The 16,801-nt window shown below is 70.7% G+C and carries 15 protein-coding genes; 3 read left to right on the top strand and 12 right to left on the bottom strand.

What is annotated here, in order from left to right; all coding sequences use genetic code 11:
* The first annotated feature begins 189 nt into the window (after positions 1–189).
* Together ACWC5C_RS27270 and ACWC5C_RS27265 are read left to right on the top strand one after the other, a co-directional pair.
* Positions 190–642, top strand: a complete 453-nt coding sequence (locus tag ACWC5C_RS27270) for a PPOX class F420-dependent oxidoreductase (RefSeq protein WP_450879481.1) — start codon at positions 190–192, stop codon at positions 640–642.
* A 386-nt stretch (positions 643–1,028) separates the two neighbouring features.
* Entirely contained in the window at positions 1,029–1,475 is a 447-nt protein-coding gene (locus tag ACWC5C_RS27265) for a subtilase-type protease inhibitor (protein WP_450879479.1), read from the top strand.
* Between the two features lie 96 nt (positions 1,476–1,571).
* Here ACWC5C_RS27265 and ACWC5C_RS27260 read toward each other — a convergent pair whose 3' ends face one another.
* From ACWC5C_RS27260 to ACWC5C_RS27210, 11 genes are all read right to left on the bottom strand, one after another.
* Entirely contained in the window at positions 1,572–2,648 is a 1,077-nt protein-coding gene (locus ACWC5C_RS27260) for a S1 family peptidase (RefSeq protein WP_450879477.1), read from the bottom strand.
* A gap of 263 nt (positions 2,649–2,911) precedes the next feature.
* A complete protein-coding gene (locus tag ACWC5C_RS27255; RefSeq protein ID WP_450879475.1) occupies positions 2,912–3,820 on the bottom strand; it encodes a slipin family protein in 909 nt (302 codons plus the stop codon).
* A gap of 113 nt (positions 3,821–3,933) precedes the next feature.
* A complete protein-coding gene (locus tag ACWC5C_RS27250) occupies positions 3,934–5,490 on the bottom strand; it encodes an IS200/IS605 family accessory protein TnpB-related protein (RefSeq protein WP_450879473.1) in 1,557 nt (518 codons plus the stop codon).
* Positions 5,491–5,841: 351 nt separating this feature from the next.
* Positions 5,842–6,747: a S1 family peptidase gene (locus ACWC5C_RS27245; protein WP_450879471.1), complete on the bottom strand. Its 906-nt coding sequence runs from the start codon at positions 6,745–6,747 to the stop codon at positions 5,842–5,844.
* Between the two features lie 315 nt (positions 6,748–7,062).
* Positions 7,063–8,367: an NtaA/DmoA family FMN-dependent monooxygenase gene (locus ACWC5C_RS27240; protein ID WP_450879469.1), complete on the bottom strand. Its 1,305-nt coding sequence runs from the start codon at positions 8,365–8,367 to the stop codon at positions 7,063–7,065.
* A complete protein-coding gene (locus tag ACWC5C_RS27235; RefSeq protein WP_450879467.1) occupies positions 8,364–9,458 on the bottom strand; it encodes an LLM class flavin-dependent oxidoreductase in 1,095 nt (364 codons plus the stop codon). The genes ACWC5C_RS27240 and ACWC5C_RS27235 overlap by 4 nt, the downstream gene beginning before the upstream one ends.
* A 69-nt stretch (positions 9,459–9,527) precedes the next feature.
* Entirely contained in the window at positions 9,528–10,490 is a 963-nt protein-coding gene (locus ACWC5C_RS27230) for an ABC transporter substrate-binding protein (RefSeq protein WP_450879465.1), read from the bottom strand.
* A gap of 56 nt (positions 10,491–10,546) precedes the next feature.
* Positions 10,547–11,299 (bottom strand): amino acid ABC transporter ATP-binding protein, encoded by a 753-nt coding sequence (locus ACWC5C_RS27225; RefSeq protein WP_450879717.1) that lies wholly within the window; start codon positions 11,297–11,299, stop codon positions 10,547–10,549.
* A gap of 5 nt (positions 11,300–11,304) precedes the next feature.
* A complete protein-coding gene (locus ACWC5C_RS27220) occupies positions 11,305–12,192 on the bottom strand; it encodes an amino acid ABC transporter permease (protein ID WP_450879463.1) in 888 nt (295 codons plus the stop codon).
* A 58-nt stretch (positions 12,193–12,250) separates the two neighbouring features.
* On the bottom strand, positions 12,251–14,152 hold the full coding sequence (locus tag ACWC5C_RS27215; protein WP_450879461.1) for an FAD/NAD(P)-binding protein: 1,902 nt from the start codon (positions 14,150–14,152) through the stop codon (positions 12,251–12,253).
* Positions 14,153–14,600: 448 nt separating this feature from the next.
* Complete coding sequence (locus ACWC5C_RS27210) at positions 14,601–15,836, bottom strand: DUF5685 family protein (protein WP_450879459.1); 1,236 nt, start codon at positions 15,834–15,836, stop codon at positions 14,601–14,603.
* Between the two features lie 233 nt (positions 15,837–16,069).
* Between ACWC5C_RS27210 and ACWC5C_RS27205 the strand changes: the two genes are divergently transcribed.
* Positions 16,070–16,504: a cell division protein SepF gene (locus ACWC5C_RS27205; protein WP_450879457.1), complete on the top strand. Its 435-nt coding sequence runs from the start codon at positions 16,070–16,072 to the stop codon at positions 16,502–16,504.
* A gap of 16 nt (positions 16,505–16,520) precedes the next feature.
* On the opposite strand, the gene ACWC5C_RS27200 is transcribed toward ACWC5C_RS27205, so the two are convergent.
* The coding region (locus tag ACWC5C_RS27200) for an acyl-CoA dehydrogenase family protein (protein ID WP_450879455.1) at positions 16,521–16,801 on the bottom strand (281 nt) is incomplete at its 5' end.

Here is a 16,801-nt window from a genome sequence, read left to right as displayed (position 1 = left end):
GTCCTGCTCTGGTCGTCCTCCCCGGCCCCCACCTTAACCCCATTCTCGAACAAGCGTGCGAGTGACCTCGAACGGGCACCGAGCGCCCCTCGCGGCGTTTCCATATACACCATAAGCGAACAAATCACCCCTTCATTCCGCGTGTCGCATCCCGGGAAATCGGCCATCGGCGCCCGTATCCTGATCACCATGACGGAGCCGACCCTGTTCGACCTGCTGCGGGAACAGCACACCGGCGCGCTGGTCACCCTCAAGCGCGACGGCCGCCCCCAGCTGTCCAACGTCGCCTACAGCTACGACCCGGCCGAGCACCTCATCCGCGTCTCGGTCACCGACGACCGCGCCAAGACCCGCAATCTGCGCCGCGACCCGCGCGCGAGCTTCTACGTCACCAGCGGCGACCGCTTCTCCTATCTGGTGGCCGAGGGCAACGCCGAGCTGACGCCCGTGACGACCGATCCGCACGACGCCACCGCCGACGAGCTGGTCGAGGTCTACCGCGCCATCCAGGGCGACCACCCGGACTGGGAGGAGTTTCGCGCCGCGATGGTGGCCGACCGGCGGCTGGTGGTGCGGCTGCGCGCCGACCGCGCGTACGGCTGGGGCCGCAACACCGGCCCGCTCACCGGCGCACTGGACTGACACTCCCCCTCACCTGAATCAGGCAGCCGAAAAGCCACCGACTTCGTCCCCTTACGGTCGGCTTGCCCTGGCAGGTTCTCGCCCTGGCGCCACTCGCACCCCGACACTCTCGGCATGCCTCACATCTGAGCATTTCTGAATCGATTTGAGCGGCCCTGAACTGTCGTTCGACAACGCGGCGAGGCAACCGCACTCCCCCGGCCCGCACACCAGCACGCACCCGGTCGACACGCGGCGTTCCGCTGGGCCACACCCCGCACACGCGACAATGAGCCACCGAATGACTACTTGTAGCGACCGGAAGTGCTCGATCAACGTGCGTTCCCGACTTGCGGGGCGTAGAACTCCGTCCGGTATCTGCAAGCACGAGCAAGGGAGTGTTCGATATGCGGAAGACGACAGGGGCGATCGGTGGCCTCGGCGCCGCGCTGGCCATGAGCGCCGCGCTCGGACTGGGGGCCAGCGGCACGGCACACGCCGAGTCCGCGACGCCGAAGAGCCTGTATCCGCCCTCCGCGCTGGTCCTCAGCATCGGCCACGGACCCGACGCGTCCTCGATGGCCGTCCAGCGGGCGGTGACGGTGAGCTGTCAGCCCACCCCCTCGGGTACCCACCCGGCGCCCGCCCGGGCCTGCGCCGAACTGCGCGCCGTGAACGGCGAGTTCTCCACCCTGACCGAGGGCACCGAGTCCGGCCGGGTGTGCACCAAGGAGTGGCGGCCGGTGACCGTCACCGCGGAGGGGATCTGGGACGGTCAGCGGGTGGCGTACGAGCACACCTTCGCCAACAACTGCCTCAAGAACGCGGCCCTGACCCAGGTCTTCGAGTTCTGAGCCGCTGCTTCTGAGCGGCCGCGCGAAGGCCCCCGGACACCGTCCACGGGTGTCCGGGGGCCTGTCCCTGTCGCGGCAGGTCGGCAGGTCAGCAGGTCAGCCGATCTCGGCTCCGTACGCCTCCAGCGCCTCCGGCACCGGCTGGAAGAAGGTCTCGCCACCCGAGGAGCAGTCGCCGCTGCCGCCCGAGGTCAGACCGAGCGCGGTGTCGCCCGCGAAGAGCGCGCCGCCGCTGTCGCCGGGCTCGGCGCAGACGTTGGTCTGGATCAGCCCGCTGACCGAGCCCTCCTGGTAGTTGACGGTCGCGTCGAGGCCGGTGACCTCACCGTCGTGCACCTGGGTGGTGGAACCGCTGCGGGTCACCTTCTGGCCGACGGTGGCCTCACCGGCCTTGGAGATGGCCTGGGTGTCACCGTTGTAGAGGTTCACCTCGCTCGGGTGCGGGACGTCCTTGGTGTACTTGACCAGGCCGTAGTCGTTACCGGGGAACTCACTGCCCTCGTTGGCCCCGATCTCGTCACCGCCCTGCGAGTCGGACCAGCTGTCGATGGACGCGGTGCAGTGACCGGCGGTCAGGAAGTACGGCTCGCCGCCCTTGACCACGTTGAACCCCAGCGAGCAGCGCCCGCCACCGCCCCAGATGGCGTCGCCGCCCGCGAGGAAGGTGGAGAACTTACCAGCCGAGCGCTTCACCTCGACCTTGTCGCCCAGGCTCTTGGCGACCTTGTTGAGCGTGGCCAACCGGCCGCCCTTGACGCTGCTGTCCGCGGTGACGACGACCTTGTTGGCTCTGGGGTCGACCGACCACGAGGTGCCGGGGATGGTGGCCTTGTCCTTCAGGGTGATGCGCGCCTGCTTGAGCTGCGCCAGCGTGTGCTCGACCACCTTGGCCTCGGCGCCCGCGTCGGCGACCCGCTCGGCGGCGGCCTTGTTCACCACGTTGACCACGAGCTTCTTGGCCTTGGCGTCGTAGTACGAACCGACGGTGTCACCCTTGAGCGCCGACGTGAGGGTGCCCGCGAGCTTGCCCGCGGCGTTCACCGAGAGCGTGTGCGGCTGCGGCTCGGCGGGGGCGGCATTGGCGTTCTGCAGGGTGAGCGCGGCGGCGACGAGTGCCACGGCTCCGGTCCCGGCTATGGCTGCACGGCGCTTGGGTATGCGGCGGTGCTTCAACTCTCTGTCCTCCAGTGGGGGGTTGGGCCGTCGGCAGTGGGGTGCCCGGCCCGGAGGGCGTACGGCACGGGGCGCGCCTGCCCGTACGGGAGCGCGTCCATGCCAAATTGCGCCGCCGAGTATTCCCAGCGCCGCCGGGGGCGCACAAGACCGCGTTCACGTCATCTGCATGAAATTTATGGAGCGTCGATCCTCATATCCGGACATGACGGTGCCCGCGCACCTCTATCGGGCACGCGGGCACGGGGTTTACGGCCGACGGATCACCGCTCCACGGCACGCTCCGGTTCACGCTCCGTCAGCGTGGGGACGGCCGGAGCGGGCGCGGCCTCCTGCACGGCGGGCGCGGCCTCCTGCTCGGCGGGCACCTGCTCCTTGGCGCTGCCGCCGTCCGGCCGGGCCGCACCCGGGGGCTGGTAGCCCCGCTCCAGGAAGCGCAGCAGCTCCACCGGTATGGGCAGGACCAGCGTGGAGTTCTTCTCGGCGGCGACCGCCATCACCGTCTGCAGCAGCCGCAGCTGAAGGGCGGACGGGGTCTCGGACATCTGCTTGGCGGCCTCGGCGAGCTTCTTCGACGCCTGCAGCTCCGCGTCCGCGTTGATCACCCGGGCCCGGCGCTCCCGGTCGGCCTCCGCCTGCCGGGCCATCGACCGCTTCATGGTCTCCGGCAGCGACACGTCCTTGATCTCGACGCGGTCGATATGGACGCCCCAGCCGATGGCCGGGCTGTCGATCATCAGCTCCAGCCCCTGGTTGAGCTTCTCCCGGTTGGAGAGCAGATCGTCCAGATCGCTCTTGCCGATGATCGAACGCAGCGAGGTCTGGGCCATCTGGGAGACCGCGAAGCGGTAGTCCTCGACCGCGACGATCGCCTCGGCCGGGTCCACCACCTTGAAGTAGACGACCGCGTCGACCCGCACGGTCACATTGTCGCGGGTGATGCCCTCCTGGGCGGGCACGGGCATCGTCACGATCTGCATGTTCACCTTGCGGAGCCGGTCGAAGGCCGGAGCGATCATGGTGAAGCCGGGCCCCCGGACATCCGAGCGGAGCCTTCCGAGCCGGAAGACCACCCCCCGCTCGTACTGCTTGACCACGCGGGCCGCCGCCATGGCGCAGACGGCACCGGCACAGGCCAGGATCACCACCACTGTCACGAGTGCATCGAGCATCACGGCCACCTGCCGTCCAAATCGCGAACGATGCCCCACCCGGGATACCGATGTCCACGATAGTCCCGCTCCGCCCGACCCGGGAGACCTGTGGATAACCCGGAGAACCGTTCCTAAAGACTGAGCGGGAGTGAGTCCTGATTCCAGAACCCATGCTCAGCCGCGTGCCCCGAACGGTGTTGGGCTCGCTGGTCGCCCGCGTTCGCTCCGCTGCCAGGCGGCACGGATCTTGTCCGTGGTCCGGGAGGGCGGGGGCGGGGTTCCTCACACCGTCGGGTGTCCGGTCGGGCCTGGGCGGTCCGATGCCCACGGCGATCGCTCTGGTCGTCGTGGGGCGGTGCCGTCCGTCGCCGGATCGGGTGTCCGAGGGCGCGTCGCCCGATCGCGATGCTGGCCGCATCGTGCCGGGAAACCTTGCGGTTGCTGGTGGTGAGGGGCTGCTGCCAGTGCTGGGCGCCCCACCGGGAGGTATAGGCCGGATCGACCGCGACGATGGCGATGTCCTGCTCGGCGGCCATGGCCACCAGCCGGGCCTTCAGCCTCGCGGTAGGGAAGCGGGAGATCAGGCGCCGGAAGCGTTTGTTGCGGCCGTACTTCTCCCGGCACCGGCCGTCGGTGAAGTCCAGGTCCTCGATAGCGATCGCCCCCGCCGCGGTAGCGCGAGTGTGGTGCAGCAGCCTGGTGAGCGCGTGCCGGATCTGCGCATCCCGGCGCTGGGCGCTCCCCGACAGGTCGTAGAAGAAGCGGCGGGGATCGCCCACCGGGTTGCCGTGGATGTCCAGGCGCCAAGCGGCCAGGTGATCGTCGTTCATGTCGACGGCGACCACACCCCGGGAAAGCGCCGCTTCCAGCGGCAGCGCAGGAACAAGAGCGCGCTGCCAGGAGGCGGTCACGTACCAGCGGCCCCGGGCCACATCGTGGTGGATGCGGTAGGCCACCGCCCGGTTGTTCGTGATCCGGTCCCGCCACTCCTCACGCCGGTGGTGGAACGCCACGGTCGCGTCCAGCACATACCGCCCGTGCGAAGCGTTGGCCAAACGGGCCAACGTCGCGGGGAGTTTGATCGAGAGCTGGCCGGTGGCGGTGATGCGGATCGTCTCGTTGCCCAGACGTTTGCCGGACTCGCCGTCCGCGGCCAGGAACATCCGCGCCGCCCGCCACCGCCCCCGCCACGCCTGCTCACTCAGCCCGGCCTGATCCAAGTGCTGGCGCAGGTGCACGAGTTTCTTCCCGCCTCGCACCACCCGCACGCGGCCCGCCGCCCAGTCCGCCTCCACCCCGGCCAGCCGGGCTCGCAGCGCGTGCCTACGGCGGGACTTGGCGTGCCACTCGGCCCGCGAACCGTACCCGCGCGGCACGCCTTCCCGCTTGTCCGCCTTCGCGCCCAGCGGACGCGCCAGCCGCGCCTCGAGTGACGCGATCTGCTTGCGCAGCCACGCCATCTCGGCTGCCTGCCCGCGCCGAGCCAAGGCCCACTGGTCATGGGTCGCCTTGGTAATGCTGCCCGCCCACCTCGCCGACGAGACCCCGGTCAGCTCCCGCTTCCGCACCGCCCAACTCTGACCGCCGTGCTCCAGACCCTGCCGGGAACGCACCGCCAGATCACGTGCGGCCAGTCCACCGAGGAACGCCCCCACCTCGGCCAGCACCGCCGCATCACGTTCCGACACGCGCAGCCGGGCCCGGACAGTCACCCCGGAAGGACCGGGCACCACAAATGGCGTCGCCGCTTCCCGCACCCCGCCCAAACCTCTCGCCCCCGGCCGCCATCGAAGAACCTCTCGCCCCGTCCGACGACCCCCATCCACAAAGGTCACCCATTCGACACACAGACTTCCGTTCCCATGAACCCGAGGCCCTCCACACACGTCGCGACCGCTAGGTACCAGCGCTCACTCATGCTTGCAAAAACGCACTCGTACACAAGCGGCAGCAGTTCCGCACCCCCGCCCGGAAGCCCGGGCGGGGGTGCGCGTCAGGTGGTGCGAAAGACGTGTCTTCGTGCGGGTACGCGTAGGGGTCTAGTAGACGCTCACGCCGTACGCGCTCAGCGCCTCGACGACCGGCTGGAAGAACGTGGTGCCGCCGGAGGAGCAGTTGCCGCTGCCGCCGGAGGTGAGGCCGAGGGCGGTGGAACCGGAGTACAGGGGGCCGCCGCTGTCGCCGGGCTCGGCGCAGACGGTGGTCTGGATCATGCCGTACACGATGTCGCCGCCGCCGTAGTTGACGGTGGCGTTCAGCGCGGTGACCCGGCCGCTGTGGGTGCCGGTGGTGCTGCCGCGCCGGGTGACCGTCTGGCCGACGGTCGGGTTGGCGGCCCGGGTGATGTCCTGGCTGCCGACGGTGCCCTCGGGGGTGGCGGTGCCGCTGTACCGGACCAGACCGTAGTCGTTGGTCGGGAAGCTGGAGCCGGACGTCGGGCCGACGACGGTGGTCTTGCCGGAGTTCGACCACCAGGTGCCCGCACCGTCGGTGCAGTGTCCGGCGGTCACGGCGTAGTTCGCCCCGCTGCTGTTGCGCACGTTGAAGCCGAGCGAGCAGCGCCAGCTACTCGCGTAGATCGCGTCGCCGCCGGAGAGCAGCTTGTTGATCTTGCCGGGGGTGCGGTTGACCTCGATCGCGTCGGCGCTGCTGCCCGCCGCGTCCTTGATCTTGGCGATCTCGCCCTGGGAGACGGTGCTGTCAGCGGTGACGACCAGGGTGTTGGTCGCCTTGTCGACATACCAGGCGGTGCCCGCGACATCGGCGCTCAGCACGGCGTCACCCGCCGCCTTGGCCTCGGCCGCGGTGAAGGTGCGGGCCGCGTCGTTCCCCGCGTAGGCGGCGGGGGCCGCGAGCGCCGTTCCGGCCACGAGGGCCGAGGTGGCGGCGAGGAGGGCGATGCGTCTCGCCTGGGGGCCGTGGGGGGTAGTGCGCTTGATCCTCAACTCTTCCTCCGAGGGAATCGGGGGTCTGCTTGGGTGGGCAGGCCCGTGAGGCGCAGTCAGCGAGCACACCGGACGGGAATTTTCCGACGTGCCCCTGACAAGCGCTGCCCGGAAGTATTCGCGGACGCGGCGGCAAAGGGCAAGAGGACAATTCGGAAACCCACCGGGCACACGCCACATGGCCCCGGCACCTTTCGGCCGCCGGGGCAATGCGCCCGTCCCTCGGACACCCAGTGGGACGGGCACAGCGGCGGCCGGGTTCCACTTGGCGGCCGACCGGATGGTCCCGCCACCGGGCGACCGCTCCGGTACCGCCTATTCCGGGGCGGCCGGGAGGGAAAGCCCCAGATGGTCGCGGAGGGTGCGGCCCGAGTACGCGGTGCGGAAGACGCCCCGTTCCCGCAGCAGCGGAACTACCCGGTCCACGAAGTCGTCGAGCCCGCCGGGGGTCAGATGCGGCACCAGGATGAAGCCGTCGGCGGCCTCCTCCCGTACGAATCGCGCCATCTCCCCGGCGACCGCGTCCGGAGTGCCGATGAACGACTGCCGACCGGTCGTCTCGATGACGGTCTGCCGGATGGAGAGTCCCTTCTCCTCCGACAGCGCCCGCCACTTGGCGGCGATCTCCAGCGGATCGGCGTGCCGCACCCGGCCCTGGACGAGCTGGGAGCCGGGGTCCGGGTCGATGTCCGGAAGCGGCCCGTCCGGGTCGTATCCGGACAGGTCCACGCCCCAGACCTGCTCCAGGGCGAGGATCGCGTTCTGTGGCGAGACCTGCTGCCGCCGGATCTCGGCGGCCCTCTCCTGGGCCTCGGCCGCGGTGTCGCCGAGGACGAAGGTCACCCCGGGCATGATCTTCAGATCGCCGGGCGCCCGGCCGTACGCCGCCAGCCGCCGCTTGACGTCGGCGTAGAAGGCGCGGCCCGCCTCCAGGGTGCCGTGCCGGGTGAAGATGATGTCGGCGGCGGAGGCCGCGAACTCCCGGCCCTCGTCGGAGTCTCCGGCCTGGATCACCACCGGATGGCCCTGCGGGAAGCGCGGTACGCCGAACCGCCCCTCGATGTCGAACTGCTCGCCCCGGTGGGCGAACGGCCGTGGCACACCGCCGTCCGGCCAGGAGTCCCACAGCTCGCGCGCGGCGGCGACGAACTCGGCGGCCCGGGTGTAGCGGTCGGCCCGGTCGAGATAGCCGCCGCGCCGGAAGTTCTCGCCGGTGAACGCGTCGGATGAGGTGACGACGTTCCAGGCGGCGCGGCCCCCGCTGAGGTGGTCGAGCGAGGCGAGGCGGCGGGCGAGTTCGTACGGCTCGTTGAAGGTCGCGTTGACGGTGGCGGCCAGGCCCAGCCGGTCGGTGACGGCCGCGAGCGCGTTCAGCACGGTGATCGACTCGGGCCTGCCGACCACGTCGAGGTCGTGGACGCGGCCGTTGTGCTCCCGCAGCCGCAGCCCCTCGGCGAGGAAGAAGAAGTCGAACAGACCGCGCTCGGCGGTGCGCGCCAGCTGCTCGAAGGAGGAGAACTCGATCTGGCTTCCGGACCCCGGATCAGTCCACACCGTGGTGTTGTTGACGCCGGGAAAGTGCGCGGCGAGGTGGAGCTGCCGGGGCTGGTGGTCGGTCATCGTGCGTCCTCCCTCGCGCGGGCGTAGCGGTTGGCCGGGCGCGGCCGCCCCAGGTGCTCGCGGAGCGTCGTACCGGGATAGAAGGTGCGGAAGAGCCCGCGGTGCTGGAGCAGCGCGACCGTGCCGTTGACGAACCGCTCCAGGTCGCGGCGCGGGACGACGGGAGTGATGTGGAAGCCGTCCACCGCCCCGGCGGAGTGCCATCCGGCGATCAGGTCCGCGAGGTCGACCGGCCCTCCGCGGTACAGCGGCGGAGCGCCGTCCCAGGCGGTCAACGAGCCCTGGGCCGGGCCGGGTTCGGCCGCGCTTTCGCCGCCGCCCAGGTCCACCGCGACCGACGCGAGCACGGTGAGCGCGTCCGGGTCCCGGCCGTACTCCGCAGCGCGGCGCCGCAGTTCGTCCCGGATCCGCCCCGCCTCGCCCGCGTCGGTCGCCCGTACGGAGACCACATCGGCGTGGCGGGCCGCGGTGTCCCAGGTCGCCGGGTCGGTGGCGGCGACGGCGACCACCGGGTGGCCCTGGGGCGGCCGGGGCACGATGGCCGGGCCGCGCACCCGGAAGGTGGTGCCCTCGAAGTCGACGTAGTGCAGCTTGTCGCGGTCGACGAAGCGGCCGGTGGCGGTGTCGCGTATCTCCGCGTCGTCCTCCCAGCTGTCCCACAGCCGGGCGGACACATCGGCCACCTCGCCCGCCTCCGCCCAGAGTTCGGGGGCGGGTGCGGCCGGACGGCGGCCCACCAGCCGCGCCTCCGCCACCGTGGCCGACACCGCGACGGTCCACCCCGCCCGGCCGCGGCTCACCCAGTCCAGGGTGGCCACGGCGGACGAGACATGGAACGGCTCGGTGTGGGTGGTGGTGACGGTCGGCACCAGGCCGATGCGCTCGGTGGCGGGCGCGACGCGCGCGAGGACGGCGAGCGCGTCGAGCCTGCCCTGCCCGTCCCCCGGCGGGCCGAACGTATCGTCCAGGGTGACGAAGTCGAGCACACCGCGCTCGGCGAGCCGCGCCAGCTCGATGTAGTACGGCGCCGTGTACTGGTCCGTGCCGTCGATGGCGGCGGCCAGATGCAGCGGGCCGGTGGGAGGGGCCATGGTCAGGGGCCTTTCGTGGGTCAGAGCCGGTCAGAGCGCTCAGAACCGGTCAGAACCGGTCGGGGGCGTTCAGCTGGTGGGCAGGCCGCGCGGGTTGATCTCGGACTTCTTCACCGCCTCCCGGGAGAGCCCCCACCGCTTCAGCACCCGGGCGTACGAACCGTCCTCGATGATGTGGTCGATGGCGGCGGCGTACGCGTCGACCAGCCCGCTGCCCTTCTTGGTGGTGGCCGCGATCTTGCCCTGGATCTGGTCTCCACCGCCGGAGATATGGCCGACGATCTGGGTCTGACCGGCCGAGGCGACGTGGTAGGCGGCGCTGGGCTGGGGGCCGAGATAGGCGTCGATGCGCTTGGACTGGAGGGCGAGGTAGTAGTCGGTGTCCTTCTGGAAGTACTTGATGTCGACGGGCTTGCGGCCCGCCTTCTGGTTCTGCTTGCTCCAGTCGACCAGGATTTTCTCCTGATTGGTGCCGGAGGAGACCGCGATGGTCTTGCCCGCGACGTCCGCCGGGCCCTTCACCCGCCAGCTGGTGCCCTTGGTGGCCTCGAAGGCGAGGTCGTCCAGCCGGTAGGTCGCGAAGTCGTACTTCTCCTTGCGCTCCTCGGTGACCGTGACATTGGAGAAGACGGCGTCGAACTTGGAGCTGTCCAGGCCGACGAAGAGGTTCTCCCAGGAGACCGCCTCGAAGTGGATCTTCAGCCCGAGGGTGTCGGCGACCAGGGTGGCGAGGTCGATCTCGACGCCGATCCGGGTCTTGTCGTCGGTCGCGTAGAAGCCGAGCGGCGGCGAGGCGTCGGCGCTGCCGCCGAGGCGCAGCGTGCCACGGCGGCGGATCTTCTCGGGCACCTTGGCCGCGATCGCGTCGACCTTCTTGCCTCTGATGCGGTGCTGGTCGGGGCCGATGTTGAGGCCGCCGCCCTTGCCCTTCGCCCCTACCGTCTGCTGGGCGTCGCCGTCGCCGCATGCCGCGAGCAGGCCCGAGGAGGCGGTGGCGGCGAGGACGGCGAGAAGGGTGCGGCGGGTGGTCACGGGGGTGCTCCTTGCGTGCAGGGGATGGTTCCGCATGGGATGGTTCACAGGACCGTTCACAGGACCTTGGAGAGGAACGCCTTGGTGCGGTCGTGCCGCGGGTGGTCGAGCACCTCGGACGGCGGGCCCTGCTCGACGATCCGGCCGTCGTCCATGAAGACGACGGTGTCGGCGACCTCGCGGGCGAAGCCGATCTCATGGGTGACGACGATCATCGTGGTGCCCTGGTCGGCCAGGTCCTTGATGACGTCGAGGACCTCCCCGACCAGCTCGGGGTCGAGGGCCGAGGTCGGCTCGTCGAACAGCAGCAGCTCCGGCTCCAGCGCGAGGGCGCGGGCGATGGCCACCCGCTGCTGCTGCCCGCCGGAGAGCTGCCGGGGGTACGCGGACGCCTTGTCCCCGAGGCCGACCCGGGCGAGCAGGGTCTCTGCGGTCTCCACGGCCTGCTTCTTGGAGCGGCCGAGGGCGGACACCGGGGCCTCGGTGATGTTCTCCAGGACGGTCAGATGCGGGAACAGGTTGAAGTTCTGGAAGACGAAGCCGATCCGGGTGCGCTGTTTGAGGATGTCGCGCTCGCGCAGCTCGTACAGCTTGTCGTTCTTCCGGCGGTAGCCGACCAGCGCACCGGCGACGCTGATCCAGCCGCTGTCCACCTTCTCCAGGTGGTTGATGGTGCGCAGCAGCGTGGACTTGCCGGAGCCGGACGGGCCGAGGACGACGGCCACCTCTCCGGTACGTACCTCCAAGTCGATGCCGCGCAGCACCTCCAGCGGCCCGAAGCTCTTGTGGACGGAGCGGATGTCGACCATGGCGGTCATCGGGTGGCTCCCCTGGAGAAGTGGCGCTCGACGTAGTACTGGGCGATCGAGAGCAGGGTGGTCAGGATGATGTACCAGACGGTCGCGACCATCAGGAGCGGCACGACGCGGCCGTTGCGCCCGTAGACGACCTGCACCTGGTAGAAGAGTTCGCCGATCGCCATGACGGAGACGATCGAGGTGCCCTTGAACAGGGAGATGACCTCGTTGGCGGCGTTCGGCAGGATCGAGCGCATCGCCTGCGGCAGTACGACGCGGCGCAGTTGCCGCAGCCTGGGTATGCCGAGGGCGGCGGCCGCCTCCAGCTGTCCGGCGTCGACGGCGATGACGCCGCCGCGCACGATCTCGGCCGCGTACGCCGCCTGGTGCAGGGCGAGTCCGAGGACGGCCGCGCTCATCGCGCCGACCAGTCCTGCGGTGTCGAAGGAGAAGAAGCCGGGCCCGAACGGGATGCCGAAGTCGAGCTTCTTGTAGAGATACGTGAGGTTGAACCAGAAGAGCAGCTGGACGATGAGCGGGATGGAGCGGAACGCCCAGATGTAGGTGAAGGCGACCGATTTCAGGAACGGGCTCCTGGAGAGCCGCATGAAGGCGAGGACGATACCGAGGGCGAAGCCGAGCGCGGTGCCGTAGAACGTCAGCTGAAGGGTGATCCAGACGGCCTTGAGGATGGTCTCGGTGGTGAAGAACGCGGCGAAGACGTCCCATTCCCAGCCGGGGTTGGTGATCAGCCCGTGGGCGAACTGGGCGACCAGTACGGCCGTCACGGCGACGGCGACCCAGCGCCAGGGGTGGCGTACGGGCACGACCTTGAGCGCGGAGTAGTCCTCGGGGTCGGCGCGTTCGGGCGCTTTGCTGAGGGGTGGGTCGGAGGTCAGAGACACGGGTGTCCTTAGGGGCAGCGGGTTTTTCGAAAGGGAGCGGGGAGGTTTTTCGAAAGGCTCAGACGGTGAGCGAGGCGCGACAGGACAGCTCGCGCAGGCTCAGCAGCAGGGCGCGCGCGGTCGCGTCGTTCTGCCGGAACGCGGGGGCGTTGGTACGGGGCCGGGCGAAGGCACCGGACGACCGGCCGTCGGTGTGCGGGCCGAGCGCGAAGCGGCGCGGGTGCGGGCGCCCGGCCCGGTCCAGGACGCGGGCGTCGTCCGGGCTGACGGCGAGCAGCCCCGCGCCGGTGGCGGCCGCGCCGTCCCGGTGGAGCGCGCGCAGCAGCGGATCGCGGGAGCGGTCGACGGTCGGCTCCGGCAGCCGGGCCTCGACCAGGGCGCGGGTCTCGACGCCGCTCCCGGGGGCGCTCGCGCTGTGGGCCCGGAACACCCCGCGACGCGGGTCGGTCTCCACGGTCAGCCCGGCGCCGAGGAAGCGGACGACCCCGGCGCGGGACAGCGCGAGGAGCTGTTCGAGGCGCGGTCCGGGCGGACCGGAGGCGAGATAGCTGAAGAAGCCGTGCCACCAGCCGCTGTCGCCGAGGTCCCCGAGCCGGGTGAGCTGGCCGTAGACGGAGAGCAGGGCGAGGAAGACGGCCAGGTCGGTGCTGTGCGCGGGGTCGTGGCGGCGGGCGAGATCGGCCTCGATGTAGCCGCGCAACCCCTCCTGGAGGGCGTCATGGCCGGGGAAGCGCAGCCCGTCGAGCGGACGGTCGAGGGCGTCGAGGTCGAGCCGGTCGGCCGGGTCGGGGACGGCGGCGGCCACCACGGCCCGCAGTTCGGCGCTGCCGGGCGGGCTGGCGGCGTACGTCTCCTCGAAGTCGCTCCAGTCGGCGGCCGTGCGCTCCGGGTGGACGGTGAACAGCCGGTGGTAGTGGGCGAACCCGAGTTCCTTGTCGATCAGTGGCCAGATGTCGCGCCGGAAGTCGGGCGGAGCGGAGCGCCGCAGCAGCGCGTCGACCTGGGCGGGGCCGAAGAAGCGGGGCACGGGCGGCCGTTCGCCGGTCAGCTGGTAGCCGATCTTGGCGTGGTACGGGACGCCCCGGCGCGAGCCGACGTACAGCACGGGTTCGCGCCCGGAGGGCCGGTAGACCGGCGCTCCGTCGGGCCCCCGGTCGAACCGTCCGCCGCGCCCCTCGGTGAGCAGCGCCATCAGGTCGATGAAGGCGAGGCCGAAGCCACGGACGATGACCGGATCGCCCGGCCGCAGTCGGCTCAGGTCGCTGTCGGCGGTGAACTCGGGCGGCAGATGGACGAGATGGTGTTCGGCGGCGAACGCGGCCAGCGCCCGCTGCTCGGGGTCGGGCTCGGCGTCGAGATGGCCGAAGGCGAGGACCACGGCGTCCCCGACGAGCGGGGTGGCGCGCCCTTCCAGCCACACCTGCTGGCGTCCGTCGCGCGGTCCGGTGACCCGTACGGCGCGGCACCGGTGTTCCTCCACGGTGATCCCGGGCGGCAGGGCGGCCACCGAGCGCTCGTACACCCAGCGCAGATAGGCGCTCTGCAGCCGTCGGGTGGCGAAGCTCCGGCCGGTCAGCGCGGTGGCCTCGGCGACGATCTCCGGTGGCAGAGCGGCCAGTTCGGCGGCGGGCAGGGTTCCGCTACGGACGCGGTCGGCCCATTCGGCGAGGGAGGGGCCGGGGCGGACCGGACCGTCCCGTTCCACCGACTCGTCGGTGAACATGGTGACGTCCTCGGCCATGGAGTTCATCCACAGCAGCGGGGACTGGTCGGGGCGCCAGACGCGGCCGCCGCCGGACGGATGCGGGTCGACCAGGTGGAGGGTGACCGGGGCGCCGTCGCCATACAGTTCCGGCGCGTTGGCCGCGATCCGCTCCACGAGCCCGGTGGCGCGCGGGCCCGCGCCGACGATGACGACGGCGTGCGGCGATGGGGGAGGGAGGTCCGGGGTGGCGGACATGCGTAGGCTCCGTGAGTTCGTAAGTGAACACACGCATTGCCTTCACACACACGTAAAGCCGGGCCCCTCAGCACGGCGTGACGCTGAGGCTACGGCTTCTCCACGGCCCGTTGTCAAGGCCGTCCGGAATGTGAGCGGCGCGTCCCACGGCGGTTGACGCGGAAGCGGAAGGCTGCTCCACTTACCCCATGTACTCATGGCAGCGACTGGTCACGCGCGACCACATCGACTTCGGTCGGGTGTGGTCGTCGTCCTGTTCGGGCTAACTCAGCCCGCCTCCGCTGCCCCTCGGGCTCTTGAGGCTTCGCCTGCCCACCGGCCGTGCCGGTGTGGCCGTTACGTCCGCGTCGTCACGCGCCCTCACACACGCTTCAGCGCTCCACCCCTCCCCTCGGCACGACCTGTTTCAGCACCGCCTGATTCAGCACCGTCTGTTTCGGGGCGTCGGCTAGCAGCCGCAATCGCAGCCGCAGTCACACCCGTCACAGCAGTTGCCGCAGCATTCACCACAGTTGCAGCAGCAGTCACACGACTCACAACAGTCCGAGCAGTCATCGCACTTCTGGCACCAGCCCTCGCGCGGCTCCCCCGACCACGGGTCGTGGTACGGGTCCCGGCAGCACACCTGGCAGGTGCAGAAGAGCCCGGCCCAAACCGCGCACCCGGCCATCAGCCCGCGCCGCCTGCCCCGGTCCGGCGGCTCGGGCGGCGTGCCGCCGGGACCGCCCGGCCCCGGCGGGGTGACCCACGGCGACTGCGGCGGCGGCGCGCCCTGGGACGACTCGGGGGTGTCCGTGGCCTGCCCGGTGTGGGTACAGCTCGTGGTGCCGAACGCCCGGTCCACCGCGCGCGGCAGCTCATGCGCCAGCAGCACGTGGGCCAGCCTGCCCGACCCCTTACCGGCGAATTCGACGTCCTTGAGGGCCAGCCGCACCCCGTGCGCCGCGTCGTCGCACAGCCGCCGCACCTCGCTGAGGTCCGCCCCGGTGGCCGCGATCGGGTTCCAGGCACCCGTATCGGCGTCCTCGACCAGGTCCTCGACCGCGTCCAGCAGATGCGCGAGCCTGCCGAAGAGCCGTCCCGCCTCCTCCAGCGGCGCCCGGTTGCCGGGCTTTCCGGCCAGTACGGCGGTGTGTCCGAAGGCCGCGGCGGTCGCGGTCTCGGTCGGCTCGGTGATCGTCAGCAGCGAGGTACCGGTCCCGGCCAGCTCCTCTATCTCCTGCTGCCGCCCGACCGCGTCCAGCAGTACGGCCGTGTCGAAGCCGACCTCGGCACCGCTGCGGGCCCCCGCCCGGTCCCATCGCCCGGCCACCCGGCGGGCCGCCGCGGCGACCGGCCGGCGGGCCAACGCCCCGTCCCCGTCCGCCACATGGTCCCGTACCTTCGCGGAGGCCAGCACCAGCGAGACGGTCGCCGCGAGCCGCGCCCCCTCGCCCCGGGCGACCGACGCGGTGCGCATCCCGCGCAGCGGACACGGCCCGGCGGTGCGCCGCCAGCCCTCGGAGCGACCGGCCTGAGCCTCCACCAGAACGGATATGACGAGTCCGTCATAGTTCGTGGCCACGCGGGCAAACTGACCGTGGTCACCGCGCAGCGCGAGGCACAACCCGCACAGATGCGCCATCCATTCCGTCCGCAGGTTTTGCGACAGCCGGTGCCGACAAGGCCGGATAATGCCAAACAAAACTGTCCCCGTTCACCCGTACGTCCCCGGTGTCACCCGTCCGGCCTGCGGAGTCTACCCAGCGCACCGTCAGCCCCCTTCATCAGGTGCAACCCTGATATGGCGCCAAACGTTGTGCACCGGTAACGTCACAAATCCGCTGTGCGGCCGCAATCCACGTGGCACACCATCCGCATCATGGACGACCATAGAGGGGCGGACAGTACACACCGTTAAGAGGAGAGGAGGCGTCCATGGGATCGGTGCGCAAGGCGAGCGCTTGGCTTGGCCTCGTCGACGACAGCGATGACGAGCGCTACTACGACGACGACTACGCCGAGGGACCCGAGCCCGGCGACGCCTGGGTGACCGACCCGCGGGTGCGGGTGGCCGACCAGGCCGCACAGGACCAGGGCACGCGGATCGCGACGGTCACCCCGGACGGCTTCCGGGACGCCCGCGGAATCGGTGAGATGTTCCGGGAGGGCATCCCGGTCATCGTCAACCTGACGACCATGGAACCCGCCGACGCCAAGCGCGTGGTGGATTTCGCCGCCGGACTGACGTTCGGGCTCCGCGGCTCCATCGAGCGCGTCGCCAACCGCGTCTTCCTCCTCACCCCCGCCGACTACCAGATCGTCAGCGGGGAGTCCACCCGCGGCATCGGCGGGTTCTTCAACCAGAGCTGAGTCCGGCAAGGCCGTCTCACCGGAAGGCATCCAGTCCGGTGAGCGCCTTGCCGAGGACCAGTTGGTGCATTTCGACGGTGCCCTCGTAGGTGAGCACCGATTCCAGATTCGTCGCGTGCCGCATCACCGGGTATTCCAGGGAGATCCCGTTGGCCCCCAGGATCGTCCGGGCCGTACGGCAGATCTCGATCGCCTCGCGCACGTTGTTCAGCTTGCCGAAGCTGACCTGCTCCGGCCGCAGCCGTCCCGCGTCCATCCGCCGCCCCAGATGATGGGCGAGCAGCACGCCCTTGTGCA

It is taken from the genome of Streptomyces sp. NPDC001700 (genome assembly GCF_053596435.1).
This window is presented reverse-complemented; position numbering and strand designations above follow the sequence as displayed.